14 protein-coding genes, 2 tRNA genes and 2 rRNA genes are annotated in these 20,037 nt (G+C 58.2%); 5 read left to right on the top strand and 13 right to left on the bottom strand.

What is annotated here, in order from left to right:
* Window positions 1-89: 89 nt before the first annotated feature.
* From D6Z43_RS24310 to ilvC, 8 genes are all read right to left on the bottom strand, one after another.
* Window positions 90-2,978: ribosomal RNA gene (locus tag D6Z43_RS24310) — 23S ribosomal RNA — on the bottom strand.
* Window positions 2,979-3,205: 227 nt separating this feature from the next.
* Window positions 3,206-3,281: transfer RNA gene (locus D6Z43_RS24305), tRNA-Ala, on the bottom strand.
* A 32-nt stretch (window positions 3,282-3,313) separates the two neighbouring features.
* Window positions 3,314-3,390 (bottom strand) — tRNA-Ile (locus D6Z43_RS24300).
* A gap of 65 nt (window positions 3,391-3,455) precedes the next feature.
* Window positions 3,456-4,992, bottom strand: a 16S ribosomal RNA gene (locus D6Z43_RS24295).
* Together the 16S and 23S rRNA genes with 2 tRNA genes alongside form the textbook arrangement of a ribosomal RNA operon.
* 504 nt (window positions 4,993-5,496) lie before the next feature.
* On the bottom strand, window positions 5,497-6,129 hold the full coding sequence (gene msrQ, locus D6Z43_RS24285) for a protein-methionine-sulfoxide reductase heme-binding subunit MsrQ (protein ID WP_120654559.1): 633 nt from the start codon (window positions 6,127-6,129) through the stop codon (window positions 5,497-5,499).
* Window positions 6,129-7,133: a protein-methionine-sulfoxide reductase catalytic subunit MsrP gene (msrP, locus tag D6Z43_RS24280; RefSeq protein ID WP_120654558.1), complete on the bottom strand. Its 1,005-nt coding sequence runs from the start codon at window positions 7,131-7,133 to the stop codon at window positions 6,129-6,131. The genes msrQ and msrP overlap by 1 nt, the downstream gene beginning before the upstream one ends.
* Before the next feature lie 60 nt (window positions 7,134-7,193).
* Window positions 7,194-8,009, bottom strand: a complete 816-nt coding sequence (pssA, locus tag D6Z43_RS24275) for a CDP-diacylglycerol--serine O-phosphatidyltransferase (protein WP_120654557.1) — start codon at window positions 8,007-8,009, stop codon at window positions 7,194-7,196.
* A 142-nt stretch (window positions 8,010-8,151) separates the two neighbouring features.
* A complete protein-coding gene (gene ilvC / locus D6Z43_RS24270; RefSeq protein ID WP_256660915.1) occupies window positions 8,152-9,210 on the bottom strand; it encodes a ketol-acid reductoisomerase in 1,059 nt (352 codons plus the stop codon).
* Window positions 9,211-9,293: 83 nt separating this feature from the next.
* On the opposite strand from ilvC, the gene ilvY reads away from it, so the two are divergent.
* Window positions 9,294-10,175: an HTH-type transcriptional activator IlvY gene (gene ilvY, locus D6Z43_RS24265; RefSeq protein WP_120654555.1), complete on the top strand. Its 882-nt coding sequence runs from the start codon at window positions 9,294-9,296 to the stop codon at window positions 10,173-10,175.
* A gap of 51 nt (window positions 10,176-10,226) precedes the next feature.
* Here ilvY and ilvN read toward each other — a convergent pair whose 3' ends face one another.
* Window positions 10,227-10,718: an acetolactate synthase small subunit gene (gene ilvN, locus D6Z43_RS24260; protein ID WP_028630051.1), complete on the bottom strand. Its 492-nt coding sequence runs from the start codon at window positions 10,716-10,718 to the stop codon at window positions 10,227-10,229.
* Between the two features lie 2 nt (window positions 10,719-10,720).
* On the bottom strand, window positions 10,721-12,445 hold the full coding sequence (locus tag D6Z43_RS24255; protein WP_120654554.1) for an acetolactate synthase 3 large subunit: 1,725 nt from the start codon (window positions 12,443-12,445) through the stop codon (window positions 10,721-10,723).
* Between the two features lie 408 nt (window positions 12,446-12,853).
* On the opposite strand from D6Z43_RS24255, the gene D6Z43_RS24250 reads away from it, so the two are divergent.
* On the top strand, window positions 12,854-13,312 hold the full coding sequence (locus D6Z43_RS24250; RefSeq protein ID WP_120654553.1) for a DUF4124 domain-containing protein: 459 nt from the start codon (window positions 12,854-12,856) through the stop codon (window positions 13,310-13,312).
* A gap of 9 nt (window positions 13,313-13,321) precedes the next feature.
* Here the strand turns inward: D6Z43_RS24250 and D6Z43_RS24245 are convergent, their stop codons facing one another.
* The 3 genes from D6Z43_RS24245 to mrcB are packed head-to-tail and all read right to left on the bottom strand — an operon-like array spanning window position 13,322 to window position 16,759.
* Window positions 13,322-13,651 (bottom strand): YqcC family protein, encoded by a 330-nt coding sequence (locus tag D6Z43_RS24245; protein WP_120654552.1) that lies wholly within the window; start codon window positions 13,649-13,651, stop codon window positions 13,322-13,324.
* On the bottom strand, window positions 13,651-14,424 hold the full coding sequence (locus tag D6Z43_RS24240; RefSeq protein ID WP_120654551.1) for a M48 family metallopeptidase: 774 nt from the start codon (window positions 14,422-14,424) through the stop codon (window positions 13,651-13,653). The genes D6Z43_RS24245 and D6Z43_RS24240 overlap by 1 nt, the downstream gene beginning before the upstream one ends.
* 16 nt (window positions 14,425-14,440) lie before the next feature.
* Window positions 14,441-16,759, bottom strand: coding sequence for a penicillin-binding protein 1B (mrcB, locus tag D6Z43_RS24235; RefSeq protein WP_120654550.1), 2,319 nt, complete (start codon window positions 16,757-16,759; stop codon window positions 14,441-14,443).
* Window positions 16,760-16,874: 115 nt separating this feature from the next.
* Between mrcB and D6Z43_RS24230 the strand changes: the two genes are divergently transcribed.
* The 3 genes from D6Z43_RS24230 (at window position 16,875) to D6Z43_RS24220 (ending at window position 19,885) form a co-directional block, all read left to right on the top strand.
* Entirely contained in the window at window positions 16,875-18,434 is a 1,560-nt protein-coding gene (locus D6Z43_RS24230; protein WP_120654549.1) for an AAA family ATPase, read from the top strand.
* Between the two features lie 272 nt (window positions 18,435-18,706).
* On the top strand, window positions 18,707-18,979 hold the full coding sequence (locus D6Z43_RS24225; RefSeq protein WP_120654548.1) for a TfoX/Sxy family protein: 273 nt from the start codon (window positions 18,707-18,709) through the stop codon (window positions 18,977-18,979).
* Window positions 18,980-19,084: 105 nt separating this feature from the next.
* Window positions 19,085-19,885 carry a Crp/Fnr family transcriptional regulator gene (locus tag D6Z43_RS24220; protein ID WP_120654547.1) on the top strand — a complete coding sequence of 267 codons (801 nt, stop codon included), beginning with the start codon at window positions 19,085-19,087 and terminating at the stop codon, window positions 19,883-19,885.
* The last annotated feature ends 152 nt before the right edge of the window (window positions 19,886-20,037 follow it).

Here is a 20,037-nt window from a genome sequence, read left to right as displayed (position 1 = left end):
TGACAGTCTGTTTTTGCGGTTCAGGCCAATTTTCGGTCTGTCGACTTCAACCAGTCGCACCCACAATCACCAGATTGTTTGGGTGTTATATGGTCAAGCCTCACGGGCAATTAGTATTGGTTAGCTCAACGCCTCACAGCGCTTACACACCCAACCTATCAACGTCGTAGTCTTCGACGGCCCTTTAGGGGATTCAAGATCCCAGTGAGATCTCATCTTGAGGCGAGTTTCCCGCTTAGATGCTTTCAGCGGTTATCTCTTCCGAACATAGCTACCCGGCAATGCCACTGGCGTGACAACCGGAACACCAGAGGTTCGTCCACTCCGGTCCTCTCGTACTAGGAGCAGCCCCTCTCAAATCTCAAACGTCCACGGCAGATAGGGACCGAACTGTCTCACGACGTTCTAAACCCAGCTCGCGTACCACTTTAAATGGCGAACAGCCATACCCTTGGGACCGGCTTCAGCCCCAGGATGTGATGAGCCGACATCGAGGTGCCAAACACCGCCGTCGATATGAACTCTTGGGCGGTATCAGCCTGTTATCCCCGGAGTACCTTTTATCCGTTGAGCGATGGCCCTTCCATACAGAACCACCGGATCACTAAGACCTACTTTCGTACCTGCTCGACGTGTCTGTCTCGCAGTCAAGCGCGCTTTTGCCTTTATACTCTGCGACCGATTTCCGACCGGTCTGAGCGCACCTTCGTACTCCTCCGTTACTCTTTAGGAGGAGACCGCCCCAGTCAAACTGCCCACCATACACTGTCCTCGATCCGGATGACGGACCAGAGTTAGAACCTCAAGCATGCCAGGGTGGTATTTCAAGGATGGCTCCACGAGAACTGGCGTCCTCGCTTCAAAGCCTCCCACCTATCCTACACAAGCAGGCTCAAAGTCCAGTGCAAAGCTACAGTAAAGGTTCACGGGGTCTTTCCGTCTAGCCGCGGATACACTGCATCTTCACAGCGATTTCAATTTCACTGAGTCTCGGGTGGAGACAGCGCCGCCATCGTTACGCCATTCGTGCAGGTCGGAACTTACCCGACAAGGAATTTCGCTACCTTAGGACCGTTATAGTTACGGCCGCCGTTTACCGGGCTTCGATCAAGAGCTTCGCTTGCGCTAACCCCATCAATTAACCTTCCGGCACCGGGCAGGCGTCACACCCTATACGTCCACTTTCGTGTTTGCAGAGTGCTGTGTTTTTAATAAACAGTCGCAGCGGCCTGGTATCTTCGACCGGCATGGGCTTACGCAGTAAATGCTTCACCCTCACCGGCGCACCTTCTCCCGAAGTTACGGTGCCATTTTGCCTAGTTCCTTCACCCGAGTTCTCTCAAGCGCCTTGGTATTCTCTACCCAACCACCTGTGTCGGTTTGGGGTACGGTTCCTAGTTATCTGAAGCTTAGAGGCTTTTCCTGGAAGCATGGCATCAACCACTTCGTGTTCTAAAAGAACACTCGTCATCAGCTCTCGGCCTTGAACACCCGGATTTGCCTAAGTGTTCGGCCTACCACCTTAAACTTGGACAACCAACGCCAAGCTGGCCTAGCCTTCTCCGTCCCCCATCGCAATAACTAGAAGTACGGGAATATTAACCCGTTTCCCATCGACTACGCATTTCTGCCTCGCCTTAGGGGCCGACTCACCCTGCGTCGATTAACGTTGCGCAGGAACCCTTGGTCTTTCGGCGTGCGAGTTTTTCACTCGCATTGTCGTTACTCATGTCAGCATTCGCACTTCTGATACCTCCAGCAAGCTTCTCAACTCACCTTCACAGGCTTACAGAACGCTCCTCTACCGCTCGTCTTACGACGAACCCGTAGCTTCGGTGTCTAGTTTGAGCCCCGTTACATCTTCCGCGCAGGCCGACTCGACTAGTGAGCTATTACGCTTTCTTTAAAGGGTGGCTGCTTCTAAGCCAACCTCCTAGCTGTCTAAGCCTTCCCACATCGTTTCCCACTTAACTAGAACTTTGGGACCTTAGCTGACGGTCTGGGTTGTTTCCCTTTTCACGACGGACGTTAGCACCCGCCGTGTGTCTCCCACGCTGACACTTCCAGGTATTCGGAGTTTGCATCGGTTTGGTAAGTCGGGATGACCCCCTAGCCGAAACAGTGCTCTACCCCCTGGAGTGATACGTGAGGCGCTACCTAAATAGCTTTCGAGGAGAACCAGCTATCTCCGAGCTTGATTAGCCTTTCACTCCGATCCACAGGTCATCCGCTAACTTTTCAACGGTAGTCGGTTCGGTCCTCCAGTCAGTGTTACCTAACCTTCAACCTGCCCATGGATAGATCGCCCGGTTTCGGGTCTATACCCAGCGACTAAACGCCCTATTAAGACTCGCTTTCGCTACGCCTCCCCTATTCGGTTAAGCTCGCCACTGAATATAAGTCGCTGACCCATTATACAAAAGGTACGCAGTCACCTAACAAAGTAGGCTCCCACTGCTTGTACGCATACGGTTTCAGGTTCTATTTCACTCCCCTCTCCGGGGTTCTTTTCGCCTTTCCCTCACGGTACTGGTTCACTATCGGTCAGTCAGTAGTATTTAGCCTTGGAGGATGGTCCCCCCATATTCAGACAAAGTTTCACGTGCTCCGTCCTACTCGATTTCACTTCCTGGACCCTTTCGCGTACGGGGCTATCACCCACTATGGCCGCACTTTCCAGAGCGTTCCGCTAAAATCCAAGAAGCTTAAGGGCTAATCCCCGTTCGCTCGCCACTACTAAGGGAATCTCGGTTGATTTCTGTTCCTCAGGGTACTTAGATGTTTCAGTTCCCCTGGTTCGCCTCTTGCACCTATGGATTCAGTACAAGATACCTAGGTTATCCTAGGTGGGTTCCCCCATTCAGAGATCTCCGGATCAAAGTCTGTTTGCCGACTCCCCGAAGCTTATCGCAGGCTACCACGTCTTTCATCGCCTCTGACTGCCAAGGCATCCACCGTATGCGCTTCTTCACTTGACCATATAACCCCAAGCAATCTGCTCGTGATCATAGGGGTGAAGACGACATTCGCCGAAAATTCGCGCTTGAACTCGCAAATTTTACCTTGAATTATTGAGTGCAGTGAAACACTCAACAAGTCACTTCTATCACATACCCGAATTTTTAAAGAACGATTCTGAAGCAAAGTTCAGAATTCAATATCCCACCCGGGATATTCAATTCTGGACTCTTGGTCAGCCTGGAGATGGTGGAGCCAAGGAGGATCGAACTCCTGACCTCCTGCGTGCAAAGCAGGCGCTCTCCCAGCTGAGCTATGGCCCCAATGTCAACCGGTCATACGACCCCGCGACAATTGGTGGGTCTGGGCAGATTCGAACTGCCGACCTCACCCTTATCAGGGGTGCGCTCTAACCAACTGAGCTACAGACCCAATCGCCTTCGCAATTGAATCAAGCAATTCGTGTGGGAACTTATGAAGAAGCTGAAGTCTTCGATTAAGGAGGTGATCCAGCCGCAGGTTCCCCTACGGCTACCTTGTTACGACTTCACCCCAGTCATGAATCACTCCGTGGTAACCGTCCCCCTTGCGGTTAGACTAGCTACTTCTGGAGCAACCCACTCCCATGGTGTGACGGGCGGTGTGTACAAGGCCCGGGAACGTATTCACCGTGACATTCTGATTCACGATTACTAGCGATTCCGACTTCACGCAGTCGAGTTGCAGACTGCGATCCGGACTACGATCGGTTTTATGGGATTAGCTCCACCTCGCGGCTTGGCAACCCTTTGTACCGACCATTGTAGCACGTGTGTAGCCCTGGCCGTAAGGGCCATGATGACTTGACGTCATCCCCACCTTCCTCCGGTTTGTCACCGGCAGTCTCCTTAGAGTGCCCACCATAACGTGCTGGTAACTAAGGACAAGGGTTGCGCTCGTTACGGGACTTAACCCAACATCTCACGACACGAGCTGACGACAGCCATGCAGCACCTGTGTCTGAGTTCCCGAAGGCACCAATCCATCTCTGGAAAGTTCTCAGCATGTCAAGGCCAGGTAAGGTTCTTCGCGTTGCTTCGAATTAAACCACATGCTCCACCGCTTGTGCGGGCCCCCGTCAATTCATTTGAGTTTTAACCTTGCGGCCGTACTCCCCAGGCGGTCGACTTATCGCGTTAGCTTCGCCACTAAGATCTCAAGGATCCCAACGGCTAGTCGACATCGTTTACGGCGTGGACTACCAGGGTATCTAATCCTGTTTGCTCCCCACGCTTTCGCACCTCAGTGTCAGTATCAGTCCAGGTAGTCGCCTTCGCCACTGGTGTTCCTTCCTATATCTACGCATTTCACCGCTACACAGGAAATTCCACTACCCTCTACCGTACTCTAGCTCAGTAGTTTTGGAGGCAGTTCCCAGGTTGAGCCCGGGGATTTCACCTCCAACTTGCTGAACCACCTACGCGCGCTTTACGCCCAGTAATTCCGATTAACGCTTGCACCCTTCGTATTACCGCGGCTGCTGGCACGAAGTTAGCCGGTGCTTATTCTGTTGGTAACGTCAAAACAACCAGGTATTAACTAGCTGCCCTTCCTCCCAACTTAAAGTGCTTTACAATCCGAAGACCTTCTTCACACACGCGGCATGGCTGGATCAGGCTTTCGCCCATTGTCCAATATTCCCCACTGCTGCCTCCCGTAGGAGTCTGGACCGTGTCTCAGTTCCAGTGTGACTGATCATCCTCTCAGACCAGTTACGGATCGTCGCCTTGGTGAGCCATTACCCCACCAACTAGCTAATCCGACCTAGGCTCATCTGATAGCGTGAGGTCCGAAGATCCCCCACTTTCTCCCGTAGGACGTATGCGGTATTAGCGTCCGTTTCCGAACGTTATCCCCCACTACCAGGCAGATTCCTAGGCATTACTCACCCGTCCGCCGCTCGCCGGCATCCCGAAGGACCCGCTGCCGCTCGACTTGCATGTGTTAGGCCTGCCGCCAGCGTTCAATCTGAGCCATGATCAAACTCTTCAGTTCAATACTGCTTGGGTTTTGAGAAAACCCTAAACTTGGCTCAGCAATCGCAAATAAACTCTCGAATTCACGAGTGTTACTTGTGATGCTGATAATCAGTTGACTATCAGTCTTACCTCACAAGCACCCACACGAATTGCTTGATTCAGTTGTTAAAGAGCGTTTCGATCAAGTCTTTCGTCTCAACCGAGGCCGCGCATTCTACAGCAGCCTTTCTTACTGTCAAGCTGTTTTTCGAAAATCTCTTTTCTACTCAACCGCTTGCGCTTTCGATCCGATTCACTCTTCTCGTCAGCGGGAGGCGCATTCTACAGCGTTGAAAGTCGCTGTCAACACCTCGGCGATCATCTTCTGGCCGACCTCTCGGAAGACCGAAGCGACAAGCACTACCACCGCCTGCCGATCACCTCTCCCCGCGTCAAACTACAGCTAAGCGCTTGATTTTCAAGCATTTCTGCTGCTTCTTCGCTGGGAGAGGTGCGCATTATAGGGATGCAGAATCTGCCGTCAACACCTTTCTGAAACCTTTTTGTCATTCCGCCTGAAAGACGCGAACACCCTAGGCAGAAAACGCACTACCAGCGGGAGCCTCAACAGCATCAACGAAGTACCAGCAATTGCGTAGCCAGCCCATTCGGCCATGTCGGCACGAACAACCCAGAGCATATGCAGCAGCGCTATAGCCAGGATGGCGTAAGCCAGCCGGTGCAATTGCTTCCAGCGCTTGCCAAGGCGCCGAATACTGAAACGGTTGGAGGTTACCGCCAGGACGAGCAGACCACTGAACCCCAAGGCGCCCACGAATATATAAGGACGCTTACCCAGATCGATCAGGAGTTGCTGCAAGTCCAGACCAAGCAGGAATACGGCATAACCAGTGATGTGCAGCACCACATAGGTAAAGCACCAGAGCCCCAACTGGCGGCGAACTGCGATCCACCCGCCCCAGCCGCTCAGTTTTTGCAGGGGCGTCATGGACAGGGTCAAGAGCAGCAACCAAAGCGCCGCCAACCCTAGGCGATCGACCAGTACTTTCCCCGGGTCCGGGCCCAGGGCAAATATCCAGGCCTGATAGAGCCACAAACCGACCGGGATCGGCGCTATCAGGAAGACGAACGATCGCCAAAGTCTGAATCGCATCAGTAGTACTTCCTCAGATCCAGCCCGGCGTAGAGGCTGGCCACCTCGTCATAGCCGTTGAACATTCGCGTCGGCACTATGTTTGGACTGAACAGCCCACTAGGAAGTCGTCGCTCATGGGCCTGACTCCAGCGAGGATGGTCCACCTCAGGATTGACGTTCGAATAGAAGCCATATTCCTCGGGGGCGATAGATTGCCATGTAGTTGGCGGTTGCTCGCTGACGAGACTGATCCGCACGATCGACTTGATACCCTTGAAGCCGTACTTCCAGGGCACCACCAACCGAAGCGGTGCTCCGTTCTGATTAGGCAGGACCCGACCGTACATGCCCACCGCAAGGATGGTCAGCGGATGCATTGCCTCGTCCAGCCGCAATCCCTCCACGTACGGCCAGTCGATCAGGGAGAACCCCGAGCGCACCCCAGCCATCTCATCCGGTGCCAGCCGGGTTTCGAAACTGACGTATTTGGCATTCCCGGTAGGTTCGACTCGCTTCAGCAAATCCGCCAAGGGGAAACCCAGCCATGGAATCACCATGGACCAAGCCTCCACGCATCGCAGCCGATAGATGCGCTCTTCCAGTCCGTGGGGCTTCACCAGATCCTCTATCGAGTAAGTACCCGGTTTAGCCACTTCGCCATCTATACGCACCGTCCACGGTTCAACCAGCATCTTACCGGCGTAGCGCGCCGGATCGCCCTTGTTGGTCCCGAACTCGTAGAAGTTGTTGTAGTGGGTCGCATCTTGAAAGGGAGTAATCGACTCATTCCCCGGCATCACCGCCTGCCAATACGTGCCCGCTAACTTTTCGCTAAACCAGGCAGGCCCTTGGGCAGCTTCAACATCAGGATAGGTCGACGCCGCCAATGCATGACCTGGCAATGCAGCCATTGCGGCCAAGCCACCGGCAGCGGCAATCAACTTACGTCGGGAGAGGTAGATGGACTCAGGAGTGACTTCGTGCTCGGGGCACGCGGAGGAAGGGGGGATCTGGATCAGCATGGCGGCTCCGCAATTCGGGCTGGGATGCCCAATGGACTGCGGAGCCGCGAAGAAATTACATCACTCGACCTGCTTGCGACGACGCAGCTGGAGCAAGTATTGCACCGGACCAGATGCGGCGTAAGCCAAGAAGATTAGCAGGAGAATGCGCGGCGGGTCGCTGAAGACGACTGCAAAGGCCAGTACAACAATCAGGATGGCCACGAAGGGTACGCGACCTTTCAGGTCCAGGTCCTTGAAACTGTAGAACTTGATATTGCTCACCATCAGCATGCCTGCGAGGGCAACCAGCAGGGCAACGATGAACGACATGTTCGAACCCTTGATGCCGAAATCGCTGAAAGCCCAGACGGTACCAGCCACCACCCCAGCTGCAGCAGGGCTGGCGAGGCCGATGAAGAATCGCTTGTCCACCTTGCCGATCTGGGTATTGAAGCGAGCCAAGCGCAAAGCCGCACCGGCAACATAGATGAAGGCCACGGTCAGGCCCACACTACCCAAACCGCTCAGTGCCCACTCAAATGCCAGCAGCGCGGGAGCGACACCGAATGCGACCATGTCCGACAGCGAGTCGTACTCGGCCCCGAAGGCGCTCTGAGTATTGGTCAGACGAGCAACCCGTCCATCGAGACTGTCCAGCACCATGGCAACGAAGATAGTGGCGGCGGCCACCGAGAAATTGCCGCTCATGGCATTGATGATGGAATAGAAGCCGGCGAACAGGTTCGCGGTGGTAAACAAGTTGGGCAACAGGTAAATGCCGCGATGCCTAACTTTACGACCCTCAGCGTCCTGCCCTTCCTCGACATGTTCATCGATGGGCAGCAGGCTGTCGTCTTCGAGGGGCTGATTCGGCTCTTCGGGACGTTCACTCATGAACAACATCCTTGCAACGAATACGATATGTGGTGGGCGACCCATATGATGCGTCGCCCGGCAGACAGGCTTTATACCAGAACCGTGCCGCCATAACGAAAGAACGCGGCCAAGGCCGCGTTCTTCATGATCGCATCAGACCTTAGTTCTTGGTCTTGTCGACGATCTTGTTAGCAGAGATCCACGGCATCATCGCACGCAGACGCTCGCCAACCTGCTCGATCGGGTGAGCAGCGTTGTTGCGGCGGTAGGCGGTCATCGAAGCGTAGTTCGACGCACCTTCCTGGATGAACATCTTGGCGTACTCGCCGTCCTGGATTCGCTTCAGAGCGTTGCGCATGGCCTGACGGGATTCGGCGTTGATGACCTCCGGACCGGTTACGTACTCACCGTACTCGGCGTTGTTGGAGATCGAGTAGTTCATGTTGGCGATGCCGCCTTCGTACATCAGGTCGACGATCAGCTTCAGCTCGTGCAGGCACTCGAAGTAGGCCATTTCGGGCGCGTAGCCAGCTTCGACCAGAGTTTCGAAACCGGCTTTCACCAGCTCTACGCAGCCACCGCAAAGAACAGCCTGCTCACCGAACAGGTCGGTTTCGGTCTCGTCCTTGAAGGTGGTTTCGATGATGCCGGTACGACCACCGCCCACGCCGCAAGCGTAGGACAGGGCGACGTTCTTGGCGTTGCCGGAAGCGTCCTGGTAGATCGCGACCAGATCAGGGATGCCACCGCCCTTGACGAACTCAGAGCGAACGGTGTGGCCCGGAGCCTTCGGCGCAATCATGATCACGTCGAGGTCAGCGCGCGGTACGACTTGGTTGTAGTGGATGGCGAAGCCGTGAGCGAAGGCCAGGGTCGCACCCTTCTTCAGGTTCGGCTCAACCTCTTCCTTGTACAGTTTGGATTGGAATTCGTCCGGGGTCAGGATCATTACCAGGTCAGCCGCGGCAACGGCTTCCGGCACGCTCTTGACGGTCAGGCCGTGGGCCTGGGCCTTGGCAACGGTGGCGGAGCCAGAACGCAGACCAACAGTCACGTCCACACCGGAATCTTTCAGGTTGCACGCGTGGGCGTGACCCTGGGAACCGTAACCGATGATGGCAACTTTCTTGCCTTGGATGATCGAGAGGTCACAGTCTTTGTCGTAATAAACTTTCATGTTCCTGACTCTTTTATAACGAAAGGGATGGGGTGCGCGCACCGCGACAAGGGCACATTAAGCGATCTGATCCATTGCGTAAAATGATATATTCGCAACGCAATGTGCCGACAGATGAAATGCTCATGGACAGCCAATCCCTCAGGCTCTTTCTTTCGCTGGCAGACAACCTGCACTTCGGCAAAACCAGCCGCGAGCAGCATGTCAGCCCCTCCGCACTCAGTCGCAGCATCAAGCAACTCGAGGACGAACTCGGCGCACCATTGTTCGTGCGCGACAGCCGCTCAGTCCAGCTGACCCGCGAGGGGCGGCAGTTCCGCGAATACGCGAGCGAGGTCATGAGCGGTTGGCATGCCATCCGCCAACGACTCATGCAGGACCAATTGGACCTTCACGGCGAACTCTCCCTGTATTGCTCGGTGACGGCGAGCTACAGCTTTCTCTATGACATCCTGAGCAGCTTCCGCCAGGACTACCCCCGCATCGAAATGAAACTGCACACCGGCGACCCCGCAAAGGCTGTCGAGCGGGTGCAACAAGGGCTGGAGGATCTCGCCATCGGTGCCCGACCCGACAACCTGCCAGCCGGCGTCGACTTCCAGTCGATTACCCGTTCGGAGCTGCGCTTCATCGGGCCACAGTCACCTCAACTGCTGACAGAAGAACAACTGAGGCAGCCCACGGCGCAAAGCTGGAAGGACGTGCCGATGATTCTCTCGGAAGAAGGCCTGGCCAGGACCCGGACCGACCGTTGGCTGAAAAACCACGGCATCAAGCCGCGCATCTATGCCCAGGTGAGCGGCAATGAGGCCATCGTCAGCATGGTGAGCCTGGGATTCGGCATCGGCGTGGTTCCGCAGATTGTGCTCGACAACAGCCCACTGACCGCACGCATCCGCATCTACGATATCCAGCCGCCATTGGCCGCCTACGACATCGGCCTGTTCGCCCTGGAAAAACGCCTCAAGGACCCGCTGATCGCAGCCTTCTGGAATCGCCGCCAGTAAAATCCGGGCAATAAAAAACCCCGCACAAGGCGGGGCTTTTCATGACTGCGATCAGATAGTCAGCACTTTGTCGCCACGGGAAATCCCGGTGACGCCACTGCGCACGGTTTCCAGGATCGAACTGGTACCGATGGCCTGGATGAAGCTGTCCAGCTTGTCGCTGGTGCCCGCCAGCTGAATCGTGTAGACGCTGGAAGTCACGTCGACGATCTGACCGCGGAAGATATCGGTAGTGCGCTTGACCTCGGCGCGCTGGGCACCGGTGGCCTTGACCTTGACCAGCATCAGCTCGCGCTCGATGTGAGCACTTTCCGACAGGTTTACCAGCTTGACCACTTCAATCAGCTTGTTGAGGTTCTTCGTGATCTGCTCGATCACCTCATCGTGGCCGATGGTGGTCAGGGTCAGACGCGACAGGGTCGGGTCCTCGGTCGGAGCAACCGTCAGGCTTTCGATGTTGTAGTTGCGCTGGGAGAAGAGGCCGACCACGCGGGACAGAGCGCCCGGCTCGTTCTCAAGCAGCAGGGAAATGATATGTCGCATGTTCAGGTCCGCTCCGTCTTGCTCAGCCACATGTCGCGCATGGCGCCATCCCGAATCTGCATCGGGTAGACGTGCTCGCTGGAATCGACCTGGATATCAAGGAACACCAGACGGTTCTTCAGCGAGAACGCTTCTTCCATCTTCGCCTTCAGATCCTTCGGATCAGTCACGCGAATGCCGACATGGCCATAAGCCTCGGCCAGCTTGACGAAGTCAGGCAGCGATTCCATGTAGGAGTGCGAGTAACGGCTGTTGTACTGCATGTCCTGCCATTGGCGGACCATACCCAGCGCACCGTTGTTGAGGTTGATGATCTTCACCGGCAGGTCGTACTGCAGGCAGGTGGACAGCTCCTGGATGTTCATCTGGATACTGCCCTCGCCCGTTACGCAAGCGACGTCGGTTTCCGGGAAGCTCAGCTTGATACCCATGGCCGCCGGGAAACCGAAGCCCATGGTGCCCAGGCCGCCAGAGTTGATCCAGCGATTGGGCTTGTTGAAGCGGTAGTACTGTGCCGCGAACATCTGGTGCTGACCCACGTCGGAGGTGACATAGGCGTCGCCCTTGGTCACTTCCCAGAGGGTCTCGATCACACTCTGCGGCTTGATGATGCTGCCGTCGCCCTTGTCGTAGGGGAACAGGTCACCACCAGCACGCCACTCATCAACCTGCTTCCACCATGCAGCGACCGTTTCCTTGTTCGGGGTTTCGCCGATCTCCTTGAGGATGGCAACCATCTCGGACAGCACGCTGTCTACCGGCCCCACGATCGGGATGTCGGCCTTGATGGTCTTGGAGATCGAAGCCGGGTCGATGTCGATATGGATGATCTTGGCGTTCGGGCAGAACTTGGCTGCGCCGTTGATTACGCGGTCATCGAAGCGCGCGCCGACGGCCAGGATCACATCAGAGTGATGCATCGCCAGGTTGGCGGTGTAGCTGCCGTGCATGCCAAGCATGCCAACGAACTGGCGATCGGTTCCCGGGAAGGCACCCAGCCCCATCAGGGTGTTGGTAACCGGCAGGTTGAGCATCTTGGCCAGTTCGGTGAGCTGCTCGGATGCGTTGCCCATGATCACGCCACCGCCTGCGTAGAGGATCGGGCGCTTCGCCGCCAGCAGCATCTCCGCAGCCTTACGGATCTGGCCGGAGTGACCACGAACAGCAGGGCTGTAGGAGCGCAGCTTGACCTTCTTCGGGTAGCTGTATTCGAACTTCTGGGTCGGATCGCCCATGTCCTTCGGAATGTCGACGACCACAGGCCCAGGACGGCCGGATTGCGCGATGTAGAAGGCCTTCTTGATCACCTCAGGGATTTCCGAGGGATGCTTGATGATGAAGCTGTGCTTCACAATCGGGCGGGAAATACCGACCATGTCGGTTTCCTGGAAGGCATCGGTGCCGACCATGTTGCTCGGCACCTGGCCAGACAGGATCACCATCGGAATGGAGTCCATGTAAGCGGTGGCGATACCGGTGACGGCGTTGGTCGCACCTGGGCCGGAGGTCACCAGCACCACACCGGGTTTGCCGGTGGCGCGGGCATAGCCGTCAGCCATATGGGTAGCAGCCTGTTCATGACGGACCAGGATATGGGTCACTTCATTTTCTTTGAACAGGGCATCGTAGATGTGCAGGAGGGCACCGCCCGGGTACCCGTAAATGTACTTAACGCCTTCGTCACGCAGCGAGCGGACGACCATTTCAGCGCCAGATAAAAGCTCCACGTTTATCACCTCTAGAACGCCAGATAACCGCCCGCGACCGGACGGCCTGATTAGGTTTGCCTGCAATCAGCGCGTGAGCGACTGGTGGTCGCCGACTACGTCAGCTACTGACTGAACAAGCATCGGGTCGGCCCCTGAGAGTTGTTGCGGGGCTTTCCCACCCAGCGCGAGGTAACGCGTTGCGGGTGAAACAGGTCGGCGCGGGTATGCACCTCATCGACTGCTACAGCTTCCGACTTGCGGCCGGCCCACTGGAACAGCGAACCTTGGATTCTTCGGATTACCACCGTACAAGTCAAGTAATCCGTTACGGAATCTTGCATGGATTGCTGTGACGCGACGCAGGATCAAGACCCACGGCTTTGGTTATAGTTAGCGGAGGATTCTCCGCCACCAGAAGGAAACCGCATGCACCGCATGATTCTCGCCGGCAGCCTGCTGCTGGCAGTGAGCACGTCCGCCACGGCCGGCCAGGTCTATAAATGGGTCGACGCTCAGGGCATCACCCACTTCGGCGCGCAGCCGCCCGAAGGCCAGCAGGCCACCAGCGTCAACACCTCGGTGCCGAAGCCGCGCCCCGCCCTGCCGCGCTTCGATAGCGAAAACGCCCAGCCGCAGGCGCCACTTCCCGAGAGCGCGCCGGTAGGCGATCAGAAGGCCATTGATGAGAAAGTGAAGGCAGAAGTCGCAACCCAGGAAGCGGAACGTCGCAAGTACTGCGACACCATACGTACCAACCTGGCACAACTACAAAACAACCCGCGCCTTCGCGCAGAGGTCAATGGGGAAGTTCAGCGGCTGACCGAAGAAGAGCGTCAGTCCCGCATCAAGGAAGCCGAGAAGGCAATCGGCGAGAACTGCAACTGAGGCAACGCCTCAGTTCGTCCCACCAATCAACCGGTCGAACGCCCCCAGGGCGTCGAGCAGCCTGCCGACTTCGACGAGCCGCTCCCGGTAAACCTCTTCCGCCATGACGCGGATCCCGGATGCGTGCGGCAACTCCAGGCCATTCTCGAGAATGACCTTCATGCGCGGCAGGAAGATCCACTGAAGCCACTGCTCAAACGCCAGGGTATCGACACAGAACGGTGTCTGGCTGGCAAGTGCTTCCGCACTGGGCGGCGTCTCGACCCACCAGCCCAGCGCACGCAGCTCCCGCTCGATGAGCAGGAGCTGATCAGCCAGGTCAACGCAACGCGGATCCATCAGAGATTGACCTTTGCCTTGTCACGCGCAAGCGCGGCACCGGACGGGTCGCCTTGGCGATCACGGGAACGTGCGATCAAATCCCACAAGCTGGCCTGCAAGGCCGGACGACCATTGGCGTAGGTCAGTGCACGACGAGCGAACTGCTCGGCCTGGGCGGCATCGCCCTGCGCAAGGCGCACTTCGGCCAATCGGTAAAGCACCTGCGGCTCGCGGGGAGCGATACGCTGCGCACGCTCCAGGCTAGCAGCGGCGCCATTGAGGTCGCCGCCGCCCTGTTGCTGCTGGGCAGTGGTCAGCAGCGCCAGCACTGGGCCGTCGAGCTGCTCGTCGGCCGACAGACCGCCTGCGCTGCTCGGGATACCGGTCGGAGCGGCGGGTGCCTGGGTGCTGTAGCTGGGCGAGCTGTAATTGGTTGAGCCATAGCCCGGTGCGCCGGACGCGCCAGGTGCAGTGGCAACTGGTCCGCCGACCATGGGACCAGGGGTGATCCCACCGCTGGTGATACTGCCGCTGATGGGCGCGCTGGATGCCGGAGCGGCGATGGGCGCACCGGAGCTGGCACCCGGTACCATCACAACCACACCGGAGTCTTCGGGGATGCTGCGCGGCGCTGCGGATGCCTGATTGTAGCCGCCGCGATTGGAGGTCCCCTGTTCCAGCTCGGACAGGGGCGCACCGGAGTCGACCACGGGAATGGCGCCTCGCTGCGGGGTAGAACAACCAGCCAGCAAGGCGGCTGCCGCAAGGGCGGGAATCCAGGCTTTACTCACGTTTCATCCTCTCGGTTCATTGCATCCAACCGCGAACCCAGTCCATTACCGAGTCCACGGGTGCTCCAAGGCCGCAAGGCGCGCCTGGGGCGGGTTCGCTGCCACGAATGTACGGCATCTGGACTGCACCGGGGCAGCTCGGGTCAGAACCCTGGCCGCTGTGCGGATCAATCCACGCCTGTGTCACGTTATCCGGCATCGGCATGTCCAGGGGCAGCGGGTCTGCCTTGCGCATGAAGCTGGTCCATACCTGCAACGCACCTGTGGCGCCGGTCAACGGCGTCTTGCCGTTATCATCGCGTCCCAGCCAGACCACCGCCAGGAGGTCCTGACTGAAGCCTGCAAACCAGCTGTCACGCGAGTCGTTCGTCGTGCCCGTTTTGCCAGCCAGGGTCAAGGACGACGGCAACTGGCTATAAACCGAGCGGGCAGTACCTTCGCGCATGACCCGCTGCATCGCATTCTGCACCAGATAGATGGCGCCCGGATCGAAGCGTTGCTGGATCTGGAAGGGGTAACGCTTGAGCGGCTCGCCTTCGGAGGTCAGCACGCTACGAATCGCCCGCAACGGCGTATTGAAACCACCATTGGCCAGCGTCTGGTACATGGTCGCCACTTCCATCGGGCTCAACGCACCTGCGCCGAGCAACATCGAGGGATAAGCCGGCCACTCGCGCGAAACGCCAAGCCTCTCAAGGGTTTTGAGCACATTGGGAACGCCCAGTTCCAAGCCCAGCTTGGCGGTCGACAAGTTGTAGGAGTTGGCCAGCCCCTGGTACAGGTAAATGGTCCCGTGGGCGCGGCGATCATAGTTCTGTGGACGCCAAACCTGGCCATCTTGTCCCTTCACCGAGAAGGGCTCGTCAGCGACCCAACTGGTCAGAGTGTACTGACTCGGACGCTCAAGTGCTGTGAGGTAGACAGCTGGCTTGATCAACGAGCCGATGGGGCGTACTGCATCCACGGCGCGATTGAATCCGGCGAAGCGAGGTTGACGGCTACCGATCAGCGCCTGGATTTCACCAGTTTCGGGATTGCTCACGACCATGGCCGACTCAACCTGATCTACGCCCTTGCGCCCAGCCAGACGCTTGAGGGTCTCGTCCAGCGAGGTTTCTGCCTTGGACTGCAGAATAGGGTCGAAGCTGGTGAAAATGCGCAGACCTTCCTCTGTCAGGTCCTCTTCTCGGTAATCCTCGCGCAGCTGGCGCTTCACCAAGTCGAGGAAAGCCGGGTAGGAGCTGTCGGCCAGACTGCCGCGCTTGGATACACCCAGCGGCTTCTCCTTGGCTGCGACGGCTTCCGCTGGCGTGATCACGCCCTGTTCGGCAAGCAAGTCGATCACCAGATTACGACGCTCCAGTGCACGTTCCGGGAAGCGACGGGGGTTGTAATAGGAAGGACCCTTGACCATCCCCACAAGCAGAGCGATCTGATGCACTTTCAATTCAGCCAGGGGCTGACTGAAGAAATACTGGCTGGCGAGGCCAAAACCGTGAATGGCGCGCTGACCATCCTGGCCAAGGAACACCTCGTTGAGGTAGGCCTCCAGGATTTCGCGCTTGTCGTAGTGCAGCTCCAGCAGCACCGCCATCATGGCCTCGGTGGCCTTGCGCGAAATGCTGCGCTCGCTGGTCAGGTAGAAGTTCTTCACCAACTGCTGGGTCAGCGTACTGCCGCCCTGACGCAACTCACCGGCGGTGGCATTGATCCAGAAGGCTCGGGCGATGGACTTGAGGGAAACACCGTGGTGATTGAAGAACTCACGATCCTCCGTCGCTACCAGGGTTTCCACCATATAGGCCGGCACCTGATCCAGCTTGATCAGTACACGGTCTTCATGATGGGCGGGATACAGCCCGCCGATCAGCAGCGGCTCCAGGCGAGTCACCGCAAGGTCGGCGCCACTTGCCTGAGTCAGGCCAGCCACATAGTCGCCGGAAAAACGCACGCGTACCCGCTGCGCCGGCTCGGCACCTTCATAGAACTGGAAGCCACGGGTGTTGAGGTCCACGGCATTGCCGGACACCGAAGCGGCACCCGGGCCGTTGGACACGCTCTCGCGTCGGTAGCCCAGGGCGTCGAGTTCCTTCAGGAAATCGTCCTTGGACAACTTCAGCCCGACGAACAGTTCCAGCGGACGGGCATAGACCTTCGCCGGCACTGTCCAGCGCTTGCCGGAGAATTTCTCCTGCACCACGGCGTCGAGATAGATGGCGAAACCGGCCAGCACTACCAGGCCTACCAGGCCCAGTTTGACGGCCCAGCCCAACCAGGGGCGAAGGCCGCTGGAACGGCGTTTAGAGCGGGATTTGGGAGATCGGGGACGAGTCATGGCGGCGCATTATACGCACTTTGTCCACAGCCAACAGGCACGCCCTGACGGTTTGCAGGGCCGCCCACAGAGGCGATAATGCCGGCCTTCCACAGCGACAGAACAAGGAACGCCCGTGAGCCAGTCCCTGATAGCCGCCCTGCAGAACCCCGCCCTCTACCCCCACTCGGTGGACGGGTTCCAGGTCATCGAGACGCACATCTCCTGGGTGCTGCTGACCGGTAGTTACGTCTACAAGGTGAAGAAGCCTGTGAACTTCGGCTTCCTCGACTTCACCGACCTCGAACGCCGCCGCCACTTCTGCGAGGAAGAACTACGCCTCAACCAGCGCCTGACACGCGACCTCTACCTGGAAGTCCTGCCGATCACCGGCAGCGTCGAGGCTCCCCAGATCAATGGAGACGGCGCGGCCATCGAGTACGTGCTGAAGATGCGCCAGTTTCCCCAGGAAAACCTGCTGAGCGCGTTGCAGGCCCGCGGCGAACTGACCCCTGCCCACGTCGATGCCCTGGCCGGGCAGATCGCCAGTTTCCATCAGGGCGCTCCGCAAGTGGCCATTGACCACCCGCTGGGCACCGCCGATGCGGTGATGATGCCCGTCCGGCAGAACTTCGAGCAGATTCGCCCGTTGCTCAGCGACAAGGCCGACCTGCAACAACTGGATGCGCTCGAAGCCTGGGCCGAGAGCAGCCATGAGCGACTCAAGCCGCTGCTGGCACGACGCAAGCAGGAAGGTTTCATTCGCGAGTGCCACGGTGACATCCACCTGGGCAACGCCACGCTGATCAACGGTGAAGTCGTGCTTTTCGACTGCATCGAGTTCAACGAACCCTTCCGCTTCACCGACGTCTACGCCGACATCGGCTTCATCGCCATGGACCTTGAAGACCGAGGCCTCAAGTCCCTTTCCCGCCGACTGGTCAGCCAGTATCTGGAACACAGCGGCGACTACGAGGGCCTGGAGTTGCTCAACTTCTACAAGGCCTACCGCGCACTGGTTCGCGCCAAGATCGCCCTGTTCAGCCTGGCGCACCAGGCCGATGCGGTGCAGAAGGCCGCCACCATTCGCCAGTACCGCAACTATGCGGGCCTCGCGGAAAGCTACAGCGCCATCCCCTCGCCCTTCCTGGCCATCACCAGTGGCGTGTCCGCCTCCGGCAAGAGCCACGTCGCGTTGCGTCTGGTGGAATCCCTGGGCGCTATCCGCCTGCGTTCGGACGTCGAACGCAAGCGCCTGTTCGGCGAACAGCAATCGGGTGCGCAAGGGCTGCAGGATGGCATCTACAACGCAGACGCGAGCCAGGCGACCTACGAGCGCCTCAACGAACTGGCGCGCGCGATCCTGCATGCCGGCTTCCCGGTAGTAATGGACGCCACCTTCCTGAAACGGGACCAGCGCAAGGCCGCCCGCCAGGTTGCTGAGGAGACCGGAACACCGTTCCTGATCCTTCACTGCCACGCGCCGGAGGCGGTGATCGAAGCTTGGCTGGAACAGCGCCAGACCGAGGGCAATGACCCGTCCGACGCCACCATGGACGTGGTGCGCGCGCAACTGCTGAGCCGCGAACCGCTGGATACCGTCGAGCAGGCGCAGAGCAAGCGGATCGATACCGATCAGGCCGCCAGCCTCGACGGTCTGGTGGAGCTCATCCGCCAGCACCTGCCGGGCGTCTGACCGCACCCTCTCCACGCCGGGCAACATCTGCCGCGGCTTCTATACTGCCGGCTGGGTCGCACTCAGCCGGCAGCTGCAATTTCCCCCTGCCGGTACCCCAGCAGCCGCTTGAAACCTGCGCCGGGAAAAGCGTCCCACTCTATCGTCAGCAGTGATCGTTTTCCGTGCAGGGAGTGCACGAGGATTGAGCGATAGCACAAGGCTACGCCCCGCGATTGGCCGCTACACTTATCCATAGCCCCTCTCGTGCCATTCCATCGCAAGGAGGCTCGATGAACGACGAACTGCAACACATGAAGAATCTGGGCAAGACTTCAGCACAGTGGCTGCATGCCGTCGGCATCCACAGCGCCTCCGACTTGCGCAGACTAGGCGCCGTGAGTGCCTATAAAGCTGTCCGGGCACGGGGTTTCCGGGCCTCCAAGGTCCTGCTCTATGCTATCGAGGGTGCCCTGCTGGACATCCACTGGAACGACCTACCACCCGGCCACAAGGCAGAGCTGAACCACCAACTGGATACTTCGGCCGCCCACAACAAGAGCTAGCTCACAACCTCCACCAAGAGAGATTTACGAGCCGGTCACAGGTCCCTATTGTTTCAGGGACCTTCGTGTGCGACGCCATTCCAGACAGTTCAAGGAATTACTGCCATGTACCTACTCGGGGAGCAACCGGCCTACGCCGACCTGCTGATCAACAGACTGCAAAGCATCCCCGGGCAGTTGCTCGACGGGCTTGAACCCAGCGGCCCCGCACTGCGACTGGACCAGGTCGAAGACCTTTCACCGCTGATGCCAGGCAACCAACTGTTCCTGATCGAGAACGGTCTGATCCACGCCATCGTCGACGAGCGCCCGCTTTTCTATCTCCAGGAGGGCGACCTTATCGGCCTGCGCCAGGGCATCGATCTGCCATCCTGCCGCTATAACAGCGACGAACCCATCAGCCTGCTGCCGTTCAGCCGCAGCGAAGTGTTCAAGCACATCTACGGCAACGAGAAGCGCCAAGAACTGTTCATCCAGTACCTGGTAGGCCACACCGCCCTGCTTTCGGATGCCGTGGCGCGCCTGAAACAACCGGACGTGCGCCCGTCGACCGGTTTCCAACACTTCTCCGCTGGCGAGGAACTGATTCACCAAGGCGACGAAGCCGACCACGTCTTCATCATCATCGAAGGCCATGCGGAAGCCTTCGTCGACGGGCAAAAAGTAGGCGACGTGCAGAAAGATGAAATCTTCGGCGCCATGGCCGTTTTCACCCGCGAACGCCGCAGCGCCACCGTAGTGGCGAGCGAGGCATGCACCGTGATGGTGATTCCCAAGGAGCAGTTCCTCAGCCTGATGCAGAGCAATCCGCGTATAGCCCACAGCCTTATCGAGAGCATGGCGCGCCGCATCGACCTGCTGAACAAGGAAGTCACCCAACTTCGGCTGTCATCCGAGCGGAACTGATGCAGATAGCAGAAACCCCGGCGAAGGCCGGGGTTTCTGCTTTTGGAGCGGGAGGAATCAGCTTGCGAAGAAAACCCGGAATCCACGCTTGACACGGAAATGATAATCGTTATTATTACAGCAACTGGTCGCGAGATCAGCCGGTAAGCTGG

This window comes from Pseudomonas sp. DY-1, from assembly GCF_003626975.1.
Taxonomy (GTDB): Bacteria; Pseudomonadota; Gammaproteobacteria; order Pseudomonadales; family Pseudomonadaceae; genus Metapseudomonas.
This window is presented reverse-complemented; position numbering and strand designations above follow the sequence as displayed.